Genomic DNA, 16,013 nt, shown 5'->3' with positions numbered 1-16,013 from the left:
TTACAGACGTTATAAGTTTATGTCGATGCGCATAAAAAAATCACCCTAACTTGAATGGTTAGGGTGATTTTTTTAGTTTGAGATACTCTTTTAAAGTGCATTTTATTATAGTCTTACTGCTGTCGTCACTCATCTCTACTTCAACCAATCAGTCACTGCTTGTTTAAAACTAGGGCGTGCCACAATTGTATTTTTCCAGCGCTCAAAGTGTGCATACTGAGCAAAAGGATAGCCTGCTCTACCTAAAACAACCAATTGCGGAATCCAAGTAATATCCGCCAATGAAAAGGCGTCGCCAACTAGCCAATCATGATCTTTGAGACGCGCGTCCATTTTTGCAAAACAGTCGTCAAGCACTGCGGTAGCCTTATCAATATCCTCTTGACTAAAACCATGTGTACTACGATGCTCGTGAAACGCTAACAGTGCTTTGTCGTAAGTTTGGTTTTTGCGATATTCTGTTAGCTCTTCTTCGCTAAGACCCGTGGCACCTAATTTATAATACATATAAGTTTTTATGGACAGATGATTATCTTTTGCCATATGCATCCAATCATACATGGCCTGCATTTCAGCTTCACTATCAGGACGCAACGAATTGGGTTCATAGGTGGTGTCTAAATAATCAATGATATCGGTTGAATCAATAATAACCACACCCTCATCTACTAAGGTTGGTACCACACCGTTAGGGTTAATTCCTAGATATTCTTTGCTACGCTGTTCACCTTTAGAGAGGTCAATAAGACGGCTTGTCCACTCTAGCTGCTTCTCTGCTAATGCAATCCTTACGCGCATAGCACAGTTGGAAAATGGCGCGTGATACAAGTGTAAACCTTCGAATTTGGTAACAGATTTATTCGTAGGCGTAATCATAGGCATAATAGTCTTCCTTACATTTTGCATTACATCAAAGAGCGTTCAAATAATATTTAGCTTGAGTATGCGCGGTCTTATTAATTGTTAAAGTACTCAGTCCAGCTCATATGTTCGCGCCCCACTACCTTGGCAAAATCGCTTTGGTTGTGCATAGCACCTATTGCTATTTGCTCGTAAATACCAGCGATCACTGTCCCGATAAACTCGCCTAGTTCATCAATACGGTCTTGTTTGAACGCCTCCACGGTCATATAGCGATAACTAAGCGTTGTACCAAACCTGTCATTCAAGTACTGAGTGAGCTGCTGCTGGGTAATGGATTCACCATTTAAATTATAAGTATTGGCATCGTGCTTAGCATTGATTAGCATTTGGCTATAAGCGACCGCCAACTCCTCATGAGTGGTATAGCCACACTTGCCCTCACCTGCACAGTTAGCAATCTCACCCTGTGCCTTATAGCTATCGATATAATCCACATCAGGCTCGATATAGATACCATTGCGGCCTATCACCCAATTGAGACCACTATCTTTGATATCTTGCTCTGTTTGCTGATTACTCTTCACAATCGGCGCAAACGCAGTCTGAGTACTAGAACCCTGAATACTGGTATACACGATTTTTGTCACACCATTTTTTTTCGCAGACTCGATAACATTGCGGTGCTGACCAATACGCTTAGCAGGCTCATCCATACTAGACACCAGTAAAACGCTATCTATACCTTGTAATGAATTCTCAAGCTGTTGTACATCATCATAATCACCTGCTCTGACCTCTATGCCATACTGCTTGGTCAAAAACTCAGCTTTGGCAGGAGTGCGTGCCAGCGCCACGATGTCTGTTGCGGCATGCGCCTGTAGGAGATTCTCAATAATGGCAGACCCTAGTTTTCCATTAGCGGCTGTAACTGCGATTTTCATAGTGCACCTCTTTGATTCGCTTAACTAGAATGAAAGTCGATTAGGGTCTATCTATTGACCCTAATCGAGCTACTGGTTTGCAACCGATTGAAATTGTTGTTTATTTCAAACCAACCTACTAATCTACTAAGGTATAACGATTCATTGCCATAGTCTCTAAATCTATACTGCCCATAAATTCAGCTGCCATAGGTGTTTTAGTAAAACTTGTCATGGAAGCATCCGCATCCGCTAACGTTTCCCAATGCACCACAACCACCCATTTGCCGTTTTCGCCCATTGCTGACTCACGAGACACAAAGCCCTTTTGTTTTGCCACATGATTGACTTCAACGCTATGATCAAGAACGGCAAAGTCACCATAAGAGATACTTGGCTTAAGTTTGAAAGAGGCAATCTCAATCACTTTAGCGTTTGATACTACGTCAGCACCTTGATGATGGCTGTTATGCTGTGTATGCTTTTGAGCTTGATGAGCAGGTTGTAAGTTGTTGCAAGCAGTCAATGCAAATGTACTAATAACAACAGTGGTTAATAAAGCAGCTTTTGAAATCTTCATAGTGATACCTTTTGGATAGATTGATGATTTAAAATTTGTTTTAAGTATTTAGATACAGATGAAATATCGAGACTAAGATAAGTTAATAAATTAAAAAACCTTAAAACTGATAGCGTAAGCCTAAGTTAAGTTCATGAGCAGAGGCGTCGTTGATCTCAAAGCCATCGCTGAAGCCGTCTTGCCCTGTTTGTACGTCGCCACCAAAATCGATGTACTGATACTCTCCATATAAATGGGTGCTTGGGGTCAATGCATAGCTTGCACCTGCTCCAATATTCCACGTAAATTCGCTAGAGTCGCCATCAGCGTAGTTGTCATAATAGCCATCTGCTTTGCCATCAAATGCGTCAAACCCTGCTACGCCAGTTCCGCCCAAACGAGCAGAATAGTCATTTTTTGAGAGTCCAATACCTGCCTTAGCGTAAGGGGTAAATGAGGCACTAATAGGGAAATCATAAAACCCTTCAAGAGTCATCGTTAAGCTTTCAAACTCACCGTCTAAAATGTATTGCTCGCCATCACGAGCGCCTGTACCGTAACGTGAGTCATCAATATCAAAGCTACGTTTTGCCAATCGACCTTCTATACGTAGGTTTTGGTTAAACTGATAACCTAACCCTATACCGCCGACCATACTATTATCAGCTTCAAATGAACTTGGAAAATCGTTGTCAGTTGCAATGTTATTACCATAGGCTTTTGAATCAGTATCCGCAATGCTATAGCCCAGTTGTGCTGTGCCATATAGACCCTCTGTCATATCTGCCATGGCGACTGTAGGTAGTGCAAATAAGCCTAAAACAGCAAAGGTAGATAATGCTTTTGCATTGGTTAAAGATGTCATAAGTGTTTCCTAATTAAGAATATATTCAAAGCCAATGGTTAGTGACTGCTTTATTAAAGACCTAATGTTTGATAAAGCAGCATTTAATGAAACAGTATTTAATAAAGCAATATTTAAGACTTAGGGTTTTTGGAATATTAAATTCTTGCAACCCGATGACAACCATCATATGCTACCAACTCATGAATAAAAATAGAGTTTTGTTCATACTTATTATGAAAGATTTCGATTATTTAGCGTTAAGCGGACAGCACTTGTTGGTATTCACCACCTTGCACGAGGTCGGCACAGTGACTAAAACTGCCGAACAACTGGATCTGACACAATCGACCATTAGCCACAGTTTGCAAAAACTCAGGCTAATATTTGACGATGAGTTGTTTGTGCGTTCGGGTAGAAGCGTGATGCCGACCCAAAAAAGTGAATATTTATATCAAGAAATTAAACCGTTGTTGGTTCGACTAGATGAGTTAACGCAGACCCAAGAGTTTGAGCCAAAGCTGGCTCATTTTGATTACACGATTTTGGCAAATGATTATCAGGTGGGCGTGTTTTTAACACAGGCAATGCAACAAATTAGCGCACAAGTGGCCTCATTTCGCTTAAATATATTGCCTTCTCGCAAGCCTAATATTGAGCAACTTCGGCAACATAATGTTGATGTAGCATTTTCCCCCTTTGCCCCTGATCACAATGACATTATGAGCGTACGCTTATTTGACGATGTGGCACGGTGTTATTACGATCCTGCGTACCGCTCACCTCCAGTAACCGAGCAAGATTTTGATAATGCCCGCTACGTGGGACTGAGCTTTACCAAAGGCGCGTCTGCCAGCCAAACGGATAAACACATTATTCAAGCGATAGATGCCAATACCGTCATACGCACCAATAGCTTTGCGACGATGGCAACGTTCGTTAAAGGGTCAGAATTAATGGCTATTGTCCCTAGTAAATTGAATACGTTGGGATTTGAGCATTTAGACAGCGTGGCATTACCTTATCAACCCACACCGATTACTATGCGGATGCTGTGGCACAAGAAATATCAAAAAGATCCTAAGCATCAGTGGTTTAGGGAACAGGTTATCGCGTCTACTGATATTTTTAGAACGCCCTAGAGTCTGTTGAGTACTATTACATCACTGCTTATGTCATTCTTCACGTCGATAGAATTTTGACATCAGCAGTCATTAAAAATGTCGTTATGATATTAAATTAGCCTTCAGTTATCATAAAATCATTAGGTATGAAGCTAGCAATACAGTCAGCAAGTTATTGAATTATTTAATAATATAATAAGTCAAGTAGTATGAAATTATTTGATACTTGCATAGCGATATTTTTGGGTTTTCTTTAATGTTTTTATAAAAATGAAGGTTGAATAATAAGGTAAAACCATCTAATAATAGATCTATAAGTTCTAGACATTTATCTAGCAACTTATATCCACTACTATTAGGAAATAAATACAATGACGTATAAAAATGTAACTGTCGCTGGAAGCGGCATCCTAGGCTATCAGATTGCTTTTCAGGCCGCATTTCATGGTTTTAATGTTAGTGTCTATGACATCAATGATGAGGTTTTAGAAAAAGCAAAGTCAAAATTTCAATTGATGTGTAAAGCTTTTCGAAAGGATTTGAGGGCAACTCAAGAGCAGTTGGACATGGCCTTTGACAATCTGAGCTATACCTCAGACTTAGCAGAAGCGGTCAAAGATGCTGACCTGATGATTGAAGCCATTCCTGAGATTCCTGAAATTAAAATCGAATTTTATGAAAAACTTGCCAAACTAGCGCCAGAGAAAACCATCTTTGCAACCAATACCTCTACCTTACTTCCTAGTCAGTTTGCAGAGTCAACGGGACGACCTGCGCAGTTTTTAGCGCTACACTTTGCCAATAAAATTTGGATGCATAATGTCGCCGAAATCATGGGACATCCTGGCACAGATCCTAAAGTATTTGATGAGGTTGTTGCTTTTGCTACTGCCATCGGTATGGTGGCAATGCCGCTGGATAAGGAGCAACCCGGCTATATCATGAACAGTTTGTTGGCGCCTTTTATAGATGCAGCTTTGCAATTGGTTGCAAAAGAGGTTGCCGATCCACATACGATAGATAAAACGTGGATGATAGTAACTGGCGCGCCGTCAGGTCCCTTTGCCATATTGGACACTATCGGTATCAACACTGCATACAACATCACAAAACTATCTGCTGAAAAAACTCAAAATCCTGTGAGGTTCAAGGCTGCTCAATATCTAAAAGAACAATTAATCGATCAAAATAAACTAGGATTCGCGACTGGAGAAGGATTTTATACGTATCCAAATCCAGCCTTTATGCGCCCTGAATTTTTGAAATAATAGATAGCTTTCAAACTGGCTCTAAAACACAAAAGGCCATTCAAGCTGCATATTGCATCGCTTGAATGGCATTGTCAGTCGCGCATTTTATTTAACTAAATATCTTAATATTAGGATTTACTTTCGGCGATAACTATTCAAACCTATCTAAGTTATGTTGTTCACTAAAGAGAAAAGTCATATCGCGTCAATGCAATTATTTCAATTGGCACTGCATACTTCCAAGGCATACCGCCCGTACAATAGAACTGGCCATCTTCAAAAGCCACAATGCGAGATGTGAAGTCATTACCTACCTGATCTTCTAGAGCATTCTCATCACTCTCATCACTTACAGCACACCATATATTTTTATGACCGTCCTCAAGCATTGAACGAGTTAGTTCGCTTCCAACAATTACCGTATCCATGTTGTTACTCCTATTCAATGACAATGATTAGTAAGCTAAACAAGCGGTTTTGTAACAGCAATCACTTGAGCATCTTCGAACCTGTTTTATCTATCGTTGAAAAATATTGATGGTTAGACAGATGAGCTTATAAATAGATAGTACAGATGTATTGTCAGCTAGAACAAGAAGTTGTAGACAGATGGTAGATTTTCATGCATAGGCTGTAAAACTAATCTGTATGTAGAACGTAACAGTCATTATATTGATAATGAGTTATAGCCCTACATCATCATGAGTAAGTGCCACTCTCTTTACTGAGACAGCGTACTCCCATAGATCACCTTTATCACAAACGAACTGGTCGTTATTGAAAGCTACTATAGGAACCAATAATTCGTAGTAACCATTATCTATGGTTGCGATAGCATAATCATCGCTAACGTTGCTGACAGCACACCATACATAGTGGCTGACATTTTCCAAGATGGCTTTGGTTAACTCACTGCCTTGTAATTCAGCAATCATCTTCAGGCTCCAATATCTATCAAGTTAATCTATTACTTTATAGATAAATTCGGTTTTTGCAATATACGTGTATAACTCATAAGTTCTCGAAATACGCCTGACTCACTTCAAGCAGATTTTTTATAGTTAGAATTTATGCTCAAACTATTCAAAGAAATTTTCAATCTTATGCTCGATATACTGTCTTTTCGGTATGATAAATAGGCTTTCATTTGTGCTATAAAAGACTGCTTAATCGATGCTCGTTAACGCTTTACTAACATCTAAGAAATTGACAGCGGGGGGCAGCTTATACTACCCTTTATCACTCATTCACTTTATTAATCTTACTTCTTAAATAGTAAGATCGTTCCGGAGTAATCCCATGCAGTGGACCAAACCAGCTTTTCAAGACATTCGTATCGGTTTCGAAGTTACTATGTATTTCGAAGCACGCTAAAACTCATTAGCACTCAATCCATTAAAAGCCCTAGATGATTAGGGCTTTTATTTTTTTGGAAATATTGATTTATGTATATTCACGTTTTAGGCTCAGCTGCTGGTGGCGGTTTCCCGCAGTGGAACTGTAACTGCGATAATTGCCACGGTGTCCGTCAAGGCATGATTCAGGCAAAAACCCGTACCCAATCTTCGATAGCCATATCAGAAAATGGTGTGGATTGGATCTTATTCAACGCGTCACCTGATATCCGTCAACAATTATTTGAGTTCAAGGCAGCACAGCCAGCACGTCAATTGAGAGATACAGGCATCACCAATGTGGTTTTGATGGACAGTCAACTTGACCATACGACGGGGCTATTGACCCTGCGTGAAGGTTGTCCAATTCCTGTTTGGTGTACTGACATGGTCTATCAAGATCTAACAACAGGATTTCCTCTCTTTAACATGTTGAAACACTGGAATGGCGGTTTGCAATACAATCAAATTGATCCAGAAAAGACGTTTAAGATTGAAGGGTTTGACAATTTAGAATTGACGCCTTTAGTGATTAGAAGCTCTGCACCGCCCTACTCTCCGCATCGCAATGACCCTCATGATGGCGACAATATTGCCCTGATTGTAAAAGACTTAAAAACACAAAAACAACTCTTTTATGCGCCAGGTCTCGGTAAGATTGATGATCAAGTGATGCAGATTATGAAAAGCTCTGATTGCGTGATGATTGACGGTACGCTATGGACTGACAATGAAATGCAAGAGTGCGGCGTCGGTACGAAGACTGGCCAAGACATGGGGCATTTACATATTAGTGGTGAAGACGGCTCATTGCATTATCTAGATCAGCTCGATAACGCTCGTAAGGTGCTGATCCATATCAATAACACCAATCCGATATTGAATGAACAGTCTGAACAGGCCGCGACATTAAAACAACATGGTGTTGAAGTAGCATTTGATGGTATGCAGATTGAGCTTTAAGACAAACGGTCAGGCAAAGATAGCAATCGTAAGGTGAGAACAATGCAAGAAAAAAACACAGCGCTAAGCCCAGAAGCGTTTGAACAAGCGATTATGGCTAAGGGGCAGTATTATCATATTTATCATCCCTTTCATATCATGATGCATGAAGGCAAAGCGACCCAGCAGCAGATCCAAGCGTGGGTCGCCAACCGTTTTTATTATCAGATCAATATCCCATTGAAAGACGCGGCCATTATGGCAAACTGTCCTGATCAGCGCGTGCGTCAAGAATGGATTCAACGCATGATTGATCAAGATGGCGTATATCCTGACGGCGGTGGTCGTGAAGCATGGCTAGGTCTGGCAGAAGCAGTTGGTTTGACCCGTGAGCAGGTGATTTCTGAAGAGCTAGTGCTGCCGGGTGTGCGTTTTGCCGTCGATGCTTATGTGAACTTTGCACGGCGTACCTCATGGCGAGAAGCGGCCAGTAGCTCACTGACCGAGCTGTTTGCCCCGCAGATTCACCAGTCACGTTTAGAGTCGTGGCCCAAGCACTACCCTTGGATAAAGGAGCAAGGCTACACCTATTTCCGCTCACGTTTGAGTCAAGCGCGACGCGATGTTGAGCATGGTCTAACCATCACACTCGACTCATTCAAAACAGCCGAGCAACAAGAGCGTATGCTAGAGATATTACAGTTTAAACTCGATATCTTATGGACCATCTTAGATGCCTTGAGCTTGGCCTATGTTCATAATCAAGCCCCTTATCAAAGCGTTACCACTGCCAATGTTTGGCATAAAGGATTATTCAAATGAGTATACCTGCTAGTTTACCTGAGCTGGATCAATCCATCGTACCGGTATGGCGTCATGGCTATCGCTTTCAGTTTGAGCCAGCGCAAAATGCGTATGTCCTACTCTACCCTGAAGGTATGATTAAGCTCAATGACAGTGCCAGCATCATTGGGCAACATATCGATGGTCAAGCGTCCATTGCTGATATTATCCAAAAGGTGCAAGCTATGTTTGGCGATATTCCCGAAATCGAGCAAGACATCATCGAATATATGCTGGTCGCCCAGCGTGAACATTGGATTGATTTAGTATGACTGCGCCAGTCGGGCTACCGCTATGGCTGCTTGCTGAGCTGACCTATCGCTGCCCCTTACAATGCCCTTATTGCTCAAACCCTATTGACTATGCTCAGTATAAAGAGGAGCTAACGACAGAGGAATGGTTTGATGTGTTTGATCAGGCGCGGCAAATGGGTGCGGTGCAGCTTGGCTTTTCTGGCGGTGAACCACTGGTTCGTCAAGACCTAGAAGAACTGGTCGCTTATGCGCATAATCAAGGTTTTTATACTAACTTGATCACGTCGGGTATGGGATTGACCGAAGCTCGGATTGCGCGTTTAAAAGAAGCAGGTCTTCAGCACATTCAAATCAGCTTCCAAGCCAGTGATCCTACGGTCAACAATGCCTTGGCAGGATCAAAACATGCCTTTGAGCAAAAGTATGAGATGTCACGTCTGGTTAAGCAATACAACTATCCGATGGTGCTCAATTTTGTCATTCATCGGCAAAACATCGATCAGATTGATCAGATTATTGATCTCTGCTTAGAGCTGGAAGCCGACACGGTCGAGCTAGCTATTTGTCAGTTTTATGGTTGGGCGTTTGAGAATATAGAGGGTTTACTACCAACCAAAGCTCAAGTGGTCCGAGCTGAACGCATTACCAATGAATACCGTAAGCAGATTGAAGAACGTGGTATCAAATGCAAACTTATTTTTGTGGTGCCAGACTATTATGAAGAACGTCCAAAGCCCTGTATGGATGGCTGGGGCAAGATTTTCTTAACAGTGGCACCAGACGGTACAGCCCTACCTTGCCATGCTGCCAGACAAATGCCAATACAGTTTCCTAATGTACGACATACACCACTGTCGGATATTTGGTATGAATCTACGAGCTTCAATCAGTTTCGCGGTGATGACTGGATGCCCGATATATGCCAAAGCTGCCCAGATAAAGAACGCGATTATGGCGGCTGCCGTTGCCAAGCGTTTATGCTAACTGGGGATGCCAAAAACGCCGATCCTGTCTGTGGCAAATCGCCTTATCACTACCTGATTGAGGAGGCGCGTATCAATAGCGAGACGCCTGTACCTTTTGAGGAATTGCGTTTTCGCAATCCTAAAAACTCTAAGCGGCTAAGCAATAAACAGCTGAATGAAGAACAACTGATACCTACTCGTACGGTAACGGATTGAATATGAACGCTCAACCTGTAATATTTGATGGACATAATGATCTGTTGACTCGCCTTTGGCTAAGTTCAGCTGCCGATCCGGTACATGACTTTATTTATGGCACGTTACCGGGACATTTGGACTTACAACGCTGCAAAGAAGCGAATTGGATGGGCGGACTGTTTTCCATTTTCTTACCGCCCTTCGCTTATGTGAAAAACAACCATCCTGACAAATTAGCCAATCCCTCACATTCAGACTTCACTCCACAAGAAATCGTCGATATCTGCTGTGCGCAATTGAAACTAGCCCAGCAACTAGAGGCAAGATCTGACGGTCAGATTCAGATTTGCACCTCGTTAGAACAAATTCAGGCCTGTCAGCAGAATAAGCAACTGGGCATTGTATTGCATTTAGAAGGTGCTGAGTTTTTGGCCATACAGCCTGACCTGCTAGATGTTTTTTATGAGGCAGGACTCAAAAGCATTGGCCCACTATGGAATAGAAAGAGCCTCTTCGGTGATGGCTTAAATGCGTCTTTTCCGCATTCTCCAGATACGGGAGCTGGGCTCACGACTCAAGGCAAAGACCTCATTCTTAAGTGCAGTGAAAAGCATATGCTGATCGATGTGTCGCATATGAATGAACGCGCTTTTTGGGATACGCTAGAGATTGCCTGCCAGCCGATTGTTGCGACACATTCAAACGCACATACTCTCTGTCAGCAAGCACGGAACTTGACCGATCAGCAGCTAACTGCCATCAAAAAAAGCGATGGTTTGGTTGGGGTAAATTTCGATGTGGCGTTTCTTCGTGCAGATGGGCAACGTAATACGCAAACCTCGCTTGATGTGATTATCGACCATCTTGATTATCTGATCGACCATTTAGGCGAAGATCACGTTGGGTTTGGCTCTGATTTCGATGGTTGCCTACTACCTGATGAGTTATCTGATATCAGTCAAATCTCTATGCTGATTGAGCGGATGCAACAACGCCATTTCTCTGAGCAACTGATTAAAAAGGTAACGTCAAAAAACTGGTTTACGGTGCTTGATAAGGTATGGCAATAAAATAATCAAGCAATTACTGTCTAGGGACTACTGTCTTGCTCGTCTGAGCAAACAGGGTAACCATCAGTTTTCGTTTTACCTTAATACCTGCTCTACCCGTTCAATCAAGTATTCTTTGACCGCATTAAACAATGGGTCGATTAAGCGCCGTTCTGGACAAATCAAATATAGTGGATAGTTGGCCACTTGCCAGCCGTCCAGCTCTACCTCGACCAGTCTCCCCGCCTTTAAGTCACCGGCTATATCTAACTGAGACTTTAATGCGATGCCTTTACCCGCCACTGCCCAGCGGCGTACAACGTCACCGTCTTTACTTCTGCGATTGCCATCCACTGCCACACGTTTAGTCTTTCCCGCTTTCTCAAAAGTCCACTCGCTCAAATATTTTTCATCATGCCCCAAACGTAAGCAATTATGCTGCGATAAATCTTCCGGCATTTTTGGGATACCGATATCCTTATCAATTTTGCTCAAATACTCCTTTGACGCACACAGTATAGGGCGATTATTCAACACTATGGGTAATGCGACCAGTGATGAATCTTTGGGTGCGCCGTAACGTAGTGCCAAATCAATCTGCTGACCGTACAAGTCCACATAGCTGTCTGACATATGTAGCTGCACCGTCACTTTTGGGTGAATGTCTATAAAATCGTCCAGCCAAGGCAAAATTAGGTTTCGTCCCAAATCTGATGATGCCGACAGCCGAATGGTACCCGTCAGCTCGGCATCATTATCATGTAGTCCTGCATAAGCGTTGTCCAAAATAGCCACCGCATCTCGGCAATGCTTTAAATATTGCTCACCCTTGCTAGTTAAACGCAGCCTACGAGTAGAGCGAACAAACAACACCGTCTCAATTTCCGCTTCTAATCGCTTGACCGCTGCACTCACAACGGCAGGCGATAGATCTAAGTGCCGAGCACAGGCAGATAGGCTACCCAAGCGAGCGGTCTCAATAAAAATACGTAGATCCTGCAAATTTTTCATCGTCATGCCTTCGTTCAATTAACGTCTAACTTAACAACCACCATCGCTTGCTGCTGTTGCTAGCCTCATCATTATATAAAAATTATTGAAACTGTTTCTCTAAGCCTGCTGATTATCAAAATCATTAATTATAGTAGCATGCACCTATAAGATTTACTCACACATTTGGAGAGACACGATGGATACTATAATACGGCCTACGAGCACACAGGATACTCAACACCATAGCCACCATGATGGAGATAATCAACAGAGTGCACTACAGCAAGCACGCAACTTACCACTACCTTCAAAATCAGACATGCTTAGACGTGCACCATCGGTAGAGCATTTCTGGCATCAAAACAGCCAGCTACTAGAGCAAGCATGGGCAGAGTGGGAAACCACTGAGCATGACTTGCCTGTACTTGATGACTCATTATTTGATCCAACTCTACGTGATGCAGTGACGCAAGCGTGGCGCACTCCTTCTACGGAGACGGCTGTTAAAAATTTATGGCAAGAGATACTACCTGACGTATACCAAGGACAACTCTTTGATCCAGCACAACTATCAACGCTGCGCCGTTATCTGCAAGCAATCGCAGACGCTAACATTCCCATACGTCCTCCTTATGGTATCGCATTGAACAGTAATGGGGCCATGCTAGATGCGCGTTCGCTAGGCTATCTGGCCACCCCTAATTTTCAGGCGTTTTATCATAAAGTCATGAATCAATATATGCGGCCTATCGCTCGGTTGTTATTTGCCAATATCTATGGCTATGACACTCAGACCTTTGGGTTCTCGATTCAATACCAGCCCACAGGCGACACATCGCTACAACTTCATACTGATGCTTCAGCGGTGACTATGAATATTAACCTAAATCTGCCAGGCGAAGACTTTACTGGATCAGAAGTTGACTTTGTCGATCGCCATTTAGGGCAAACCAAACGTGCCATCTTTAAACCTGGCATGGCGATTATTCATAGAGGCTCGGTGCCTCATGCCGCACATCCAATCACCAGTGGCAAACGTACCAATATGGTGCTTTGGCTGTATGGCGATAATATGCAAGTACCACGAGGAGTTGGGCTTAATAGTCATATTGATGCCAATCAACGTTGGACTGCTACGCACAGTCAGCCTGATAATTTCGCGCCGTTTTAAGATGAGCTTATGCGTTTAATGGATTTATCAATTGATAAAGCACCTTCATTATACGTCCTAATATAGCTAAAAAATAACCTTTAGATAGATTAAAAACGCCATATTATCAAAATAATATTGAAAGTGTTTTCTCTTGTAGCTAGTGGTTCTAATGTATGAACTTTACTATTATGAGTCATCACTAGGACGGACTAATCAGTTAACTTAACGATGAGCGATAAGGGTTGAGTGGCACCGTCTGTTAAATCCATTTGTATTACCAGCTGACTAAAAAACTGAAACTTACTTTACTTAAGGACAATCATGAAAACCATTAATGAAGCACTAAACTGGCGTTACAGCACCAAAGTATTTGATGCCAATAAAAAGATATCTGCTGAAGATTTTGAGCAGATCAAAGACATGCTACAAATGAGTCCATCAAGCACCAATATTCAACCATGGAGCTTTGTCATTGCAGATGATGATGCAGGCAAAGCACGCATTGCCAAAAGCACGCAAGGCGCCTTTCATTTTAATACACCTAAAGTCCTAGATGCCTCACACGTGGTGGTTTTCTGTACTCGTATCCATGCCGACGATGAATACATGCAGGCGGTGTTAGAAAAAGAAGATCAAGATGGTCGCTATGCGCAGCCAGAATTCAAAGCACAGATGCATCAAGGTCGCCAATTGTTCTTAGATATGCATCGATTCGATACCAAAGATGAGCCACATTGGCTTGCCAAACAGGTATATCTCAACATGGGCGGGGTACTATTGGGCAGCGCGCTTTTGGGTATTGACACCGTCCCTATGGAAGGCGTTGATTTACAGGCGCTTGATACGGAGTTCGACTTACGTAGCAAAGGATATTCTGCTGTAGCAGTGGTATCGTTTGGCTACCGCAGTGATGAAGACTTTAATGCCAAAATACCTAAATCACGCTTGAGTGAAGAGACTATTTTTATTAAGGCTTAAGCAATCATTAGGGTCTAAAAATTATCAAATGGTCAATAAGCATAATTTTAACGTTGCTATTGGCCGTTTGAGTTTATGCTATAGATTTTCTGACGTTTTTTAATAATATTTCTTATTAATCTACTGTATTGTTTTCAAAGTAAACATAAATAATAATTGGAGCCGACGATGAATTTGGCAAACAATAAAAAGAATGCTATCGCGTTCTATCAGACCGCTTACGAGGGTAATCCACAAAAAGCCGTCGCTGATTATGTGGGCGATGATTATATTCAACACAACCCCGCCGTAGCCAATGGTAAATCAGGATTTATTGAATACTTTGAACGGATGCAAGCACAGTATCCGAACAAGTCAATTGAGTTTGTACGTTGTATCGCTGAAGATGACTTAGTCTCATTGCATACCCATCAAGTCTGGCATAACGAAGATAAAACCATCGATGAATTCGTGACGATGGATTTCTTTCGATTTGATGATAGTGGGAAAATTGTTGAGCATTGGGATTCTATCCAACAAATACCTAAGGGTTCTGCTAATGATCAAACCATGTATTAGTTCATATATATAGAAGCGATACCCCCTTTTATGCGTAATCAGACTATGCATAATCTACGCCTTTAATCCTTAATCATAGTAGTAACAAATACCTATTGGCTTATGAGTTTCTTGCTACCAATAAGGCGAACGCTTTATTTCTTCGGCAAGAAAATCAATAAACTTTCTTTGTAGTGGTGTCACCTGCTTTCGATTGGCATAAACCACATAAACACCCAAAGTTTTGGGTTTCCATTCAGGCAATAACTCAATAAGTTGTCCAGATGCAATCAAAGATTTGACTGCGCCAGATGGCTGTAAGCTGATCCCATGTCCACGCAACGTGGCAGAGAGCAAGACTTCAGAAATATTGGCGCTGATATTGCCAGAGATAGGAACAGACTCTGGACCATTTGGCCCGTCAAACACCCATGCCGACCGTCCAAAATACGCAAACGATAGACAGTTGTGATGTACAAGCGACTGTACGTCTGTAGGTCTGCCACGCCTTTGTAAATACTCAGGTGCAGCGCATACGATAGAGTGGCACTCACCGATACGTCTGGCAACGACATTTGGCTCCAAGTCATTGGTGATACGAATCGCCAAGTCAATACGGGCATCAACTAAATTGACCGAGTCATCAGTGGTAAGAATATCAATTGCTGTTTGCGGCCAGTGAGAAACAAAGCGACCAACCACATCCATCAAAAGGCTATCAATTAGCGAAAAGCTGGCAGTGATTCGCAGCTGACCTTTTAGCTCCAAAGTATTCTGATTGCGTATCTGATCCAACGAGTCGGTCAATCCAAGCAACTGGTACGCCACCTCAAGAGTCTGCTCACCAGGTGCAGTGAGGCTCAGACTTCGAGTCGTGCGATGTAATAAGCGCATATCCATCCAACCCTCAAGCTCTGTCAGATAGCGCGTTACCTTAGCTCTAGACATGTCTAAATTGTCCGCGGCACGGCTCAAGCTACCTTGCTCAACGATCGTAACAAACACCTGTAACGCGGTCAGCCTATCCATCTCCACATCCTTATTTGCGCGAAAACTGAAACAGTAAATGCCGAATTATAGCGTATTTACACGAAATACAATCGAATAGAATAGCCCCTAACAACGAATACCGCCATTAACGCGGTC

19 protein-coding genes are annotated in these 16,013 nt (G+C 42.3%); 11 read left to right on the top strand and 8 right to left on the bottom strand.

Annotated elements, in window-relative coordinates:
• Positions 1 to 135 precede the first annotated feature (135 nt).
• The 4 genes from SJY28_RS10045 to SJY28_RS10030 form a co-directional block, all read right to left on the bottom strand.
• Positions 136 to 882 carry a glutathione S-transferase family protein gene (locus SJY28_RS10045; RefSeq protein WP_379544338.1) on the bottom strand — a complete coding sequence of 249 codons (747 nt, stop codon included), beginning with the start codon at positions 880 to 882 and terminating at the stop codon, positions 136 to 138.
• A gap of 74 nt (positions 883 to 956) precedes the next feature.
• Positions 957 to 1,805, bottom strand: coding sequence for an NAD(P)H-binding protein (locus SJY28_RS10040; RefSeq protein WP_379544337.1), 849 nt, complete (start codon positions 1,803 to 1,805; stop codon positions 957 to 959).
• Between the two features lie 118 nt (positions 1,806 to 1,923).
• Positions 1,924 to 2,364, bottom strand: coding sequence for an antibiotic biosynthesis monooxygenase family protein (locus SJY28_RS10035; RefSeq protein WP_379544336.1), 441 nt, complete (start codon positions 2,362 to 2,364; stop codon positions 1,924 to 1,926).
• Positions 2,365 to 2,464: 100 nt separating this feature from the next.
• Entirely contained in the window at positions 2,465 to 3,208 is a 744-nt protein-coding gene (locus tag SJY28_RS10030) for an outer membrane protein (protein ID WP_379544335.1), read from the bottom strand.
• Between the two features lie 215 nt (positions 3,209 to 3,423).
• Here SJY28_RS10030 and SJY28_RS10025 point away from each other — a divergent pair, with 215 nt between their 5' ends.
• Positions 3,424 to 4,329 carry a LysR family transcriptional regulator gene (locus SJY28_RS10025; protein ID WP_379544334.1) on the top strand — a complete coding sequence of 302 codons (906 nt, stop codon included), beginning with the start codon at positions 3,424 to 3,426 and terminating at the stop codon, positions 4,327 to 4,329.
• A 353-nt stretch (positions 4,330 to 4,682) separates the two neighbouring features.
• Complete coding sequence (locus tag SJY28_RS10020; protein ID WP_379544333.1) at positions 4,683 to 5,579, top strand: 3-hydroxyacyl-CoA dehydrogenase; 897 nt, start codon at positions 4,683 to 4,685, stop codon at positions 5,577 to 5,579.
• 164 nt (positions 5,580 to 5,743) lie between these two features.
• Here SJY28_RS10020 and SJY28_RS10015 read toward each other — a convergent pair whose 3' ends face one another.
• Positions 5,744 to 5,989, bottom strand: coding sequence for a hypothetical protein (locus tag SJY28_RS10015; RefSeq protein WP_057760113.1), 246 nt, complete (start codon positions 5,987 to 5,989; stop codon positions 5,744 to 5,746).
• 255 nt (positions 5,990 to 6,244) lie between these two features.
• Entirely contained in the window at positions 6,245 to 6,496 is a 252-nt protein-coding gene (locus SJY28_RS10010; protein ID WP_379544332.1) for a hypothetical protein, read from the bottom strand.
• Positions 6,497 to 6,860: 364 nt separating this feature from the next.
• Here SJY28_RS10010 and pqqA point away from each other — a divergent pair, with 364 nt between their 5' ends.
• The 6 genes from pqqA (at position 6,861) to SJY28_RS09980 (ending at position 11,227) form a co-directional block, all read left to right on the top strand.
• Complete coding sequence (gene pqqA / locus SJY28_RS10005; protein ID WP_082894360.1) at positions 6,861 to 6,935, top strand: pyrroloquinoline quinone precursor peptide PqqA; 75 nt, start codon at positions 6,861 to 6,863, stop codon at positions 6,933 to 6,935.
• A gap of 71 nt (positions 6,936 to 7,006) precedes the next feature.
• The gene (gene pqqB, locus SJY28_RS10000; protein WP_379544331.1) at positions 7,007 to 7,918 is read left to right on the top strand and encodes a pyrroloquinoline quinone biosynthesis protein PqqB; all 912 of its coding nucleotides are present in this window, start codon (positions 7,007 to 7,009) and stop codon (positions 7,916 to 7,918) included.
• 42 nt (positions 7,919 to 7,960) lie between these two features.
• On the top strand, positions 7,961 to 8,719 hold the full coding sequence (gene pqqC, locus SJY28_RS09995) for a pyrroloquinoline-quinone synthase PqqC (protein ID WP_379544330.1): 759 nt from the start codon (positions 7,961 to 7,963) through the stop codon (positions 8,717 to 8,719).
• Positions 8,716 to 9,012, top strand: coding sequence for a pyrroloquinoline quinone biosynthesis peptide chaperone PqqD (gene pqqD / locus SJY28_RS09990; protein ID WP_057760106.1), 297 nt, complete (start codon positions 8,716 to 8,718; stop codon positions 9,010 to 9,012). Before pqqC ends, pqqD begins: the two co-directional genes overlap by 4 nt.
• Positions 9,009 to 10,175, top strand: coding sequence for a pyrroloquinoline quinone biosynthesis protein PqqE (gene pqqE / locus SJY28_RS09985; protein ID WP_379544329.1), 1,167 nt, complete (start codon positions 9,009 to 9,011; stop codon positions 10,173 to 10,175). The genes pqqD and pqqE overlap by 4 nt, the downstream gene beginning before the upstream one ends.
• 2 nt (positions 10,176 to 10,177) lie before the next feature.
• Entirely contained in the window at positions 10,178 to 11,227 is a 1,050-nt protein-coding gene (locus SJY28_RS09980; protein WP_379544328.1) for a dipeptidase, read from the top strand.
• Positions 11,228 to 11,302: 75 nt separating this feature from the next.
• On the opposite strand, the gene SJY28_RS09975 is transcribed toward SJY28_RS09980, so the two are convergent.
• Positions 11,303 to 12,217, bottom strand: coding sequence for a LysR family transcriptional regulator (locus SJY28_RS09975; protein ID WP_238070080.1), 915 nt, complete (start codon positions 12,215 to 12,217; stop codon positions 11,303 to 11,305).
• A gap of 178 nt (positions 12,218 to 12,395) precedes the next feature.
• On the opposite strand from SJY28_RS09975, the gene SJY28_RS09970 reads away from it, so the two are divergent.
• The 3 genes from SJY28_RS09970 (at position 12,396) to SJY28_RS09960 (ending at position 14,888) form a co-directional block, all read left to right on the top strand.
• Entirely contained in the window at positions 12,396 to 13,370 is a 975-nt protein-coding gene (locus SJY28_RS09970; RefSeq protein ID WP_379544327.1) for a hypothetical protein, read from the top strand.
• A 303-nt stretch (positions 13,371 to 13,673) separates the two neighbouring features.
• Complete coding sequence (nfsB, locus tag SJY28_RS09965) at positions 13,674 to 14,330, top strand: oxygen-insensitive NAD(P)H nitroreductase (RefSeq protein WP_194365297.1); 657 nt, start codon at positions 13,674 to 13,676, stop codon at positions 14,328 to 14,330.
• Between the two features lie 168 nt (positions 14,331 to 14,498).
• Positions 14,499 to 14,888 carry an ester cyclase gene (locus tag SJY28_RS09960; protein WP_379544326.1) on the top strand — a complete coding sequence of 130 codons (390 nt, stop codon included), beginning with the start codon at positions 14,499 to 14,501 and terminating at the stop codon, positions 14,886 to 14,888.
• A 114-nt stretch (positions 14,889 to 15,002) separates the two neighbouring features.
• Here the strand turns inward: SJY28_RS09960 and SJY28_RS09955 are convergent, their stop codons facing one another.
• On the bottom strand, positions 15,003 to 15,896 hold the full coding sequence (locus tag SJY28_RS09955) for a LysR family transcriptional regulator (protein ID WP_379544325.1): 894 nt from the start codon (positions 15,894 to 15,896) through the stop codon (positions 15,003 to 15,005).
• Positions 15,897 to 16,013 lie beyond the last annotated feature (117 nt).

It is taken from the genome of Psychrobacter sp. R86515 (assembly GCF_042466315.1).
Classification (GTDB): Bacteria; Pseudomonadota; Gammaproteobacteria; order Pseudomonadales; family Moraxellaceae; genus Psychrobacter.
The sequence above is the reverse complement of the archived record's forward strand: the minus strand, read 5'-3'. Positions and strand labels throughout refer to the sequence as shown.

Coding starts and splice junctions, on each gene's coding strand:
- SJY28_RS10020 (WP_379544333.1), top strand. CDS start 4,683: ATGACGTATAAAAATGTAACTGTCGCTGGAAGCGGCATCCTAGGCTAT.
- nfsB (WP_194365297.1), top strand. CDS start 13,674: ATGAAAACCATTAATGAAGCACTAAACTGGCGTTACAGCACCAAAGTA.
- SJY28_RS10040 (WP_379544337.1), bottom strand. CDS start 1,805: ATGAAAATCGCAGTTACAGCCGCTAATGGAAAACTAGGGTCTGCCATT.
- SJY28_RS10010 (WP_379544332.1), bottom strand. CDS start 6,496: ATGATTGCTGAATTACAAGGCAGTGAGTTAACCAAAGCCATCTTGGAA.
- SJY28_RS09960 (WP_379544326.1), top strand. CDS start 14,499: ATGAATTTGGCAAACAATAAAAAGAATGCTATCGCGTTCTATCAGACC.
- SJY28_RS09970 (WP_379544327.1), top strand. CDS start 12,396: ATGGATACTATAATACGGCCTACGAGCACACAGGATACTCAACACCAT.
- pqqE (WP_379544329.1), top strand. CDS start 9,009: ATGACTGCGCCAGTCGGGCTACCGCTATGGCTGCTTGCTGAGCTGACC.
- SJY28_RS10030 (WP_379544335.1), bottom strand. CDS start 3,208: ATGACATCTTTAACCAATGCAAAAGCATTATCTACCTTTGCTGTTTTA.
- pqqB (WP_379544331.1), top strand. CDS start 7,007: ATGTATATTCACGTTTTAGGCTCAGCTGCTGGTGGCGGTTTCCCGCAG.
- SJY28_RS10045 (WP_379544338.1), bottom strand. CDS start 882: ATGCCTATGATTACGCCTACGAATAAATCTGTTACCAAATTCGAAGGT.
- SJY28_RS10035 (WP_379544336.1), bottom strand. CDS start 2,364: ATGAAGATTTCAAAAGCTGCTTTATTAACCACTGTTGTTATTAGTACA.
- SJY28_RS09975 (WP_238070080.1), bottom strand. CDS start 12,217: ATGAAAAATTTGCAGGATCTACGTATTTTTATTGAGACCGCTCGCTTG.
- pqqD (WP_057760106.1), top strand. CDS start 8,716: ATGAGTATACCTGCTAGTTTACCTGAGCTGGATCAATCCATCGTACCG.
- SJY28_RS10015 (WP_057760113.1), bottom strand. CDS start 5,989: ATGGATACGGTAATTGTTGGAAGCGAACTAACTCGTTCAATGCTTGAG.
- SJY28_RS09955 (WP_379544325.1), bottom strand. CDS start 15,896: ATGGATAGGCTGACCGCGTTACAGGTGTTTGTTACGATCGTTGAGCAA.
- pqqC (WP_379544330.1), top strand. CDS start 7,961: ATGCAAGAAAAAAACACAGCGCTAAGCCCAGAAGCGTTTGAACAAGCG.
- SJY28_RS10025 (WP_379544334.1), top strand. CDS start 3,424: ATGAAAGATTTCGATTATTTAGCGTTAAGCGGACAGCACTTGTTGGTA.
- SJY28_RS09980 (WP_379544328.1), top strand. CDS start 10,178: ATGAACGCTCAACCTGTAATATTTGATGGACATAATGATCTGTTGACT.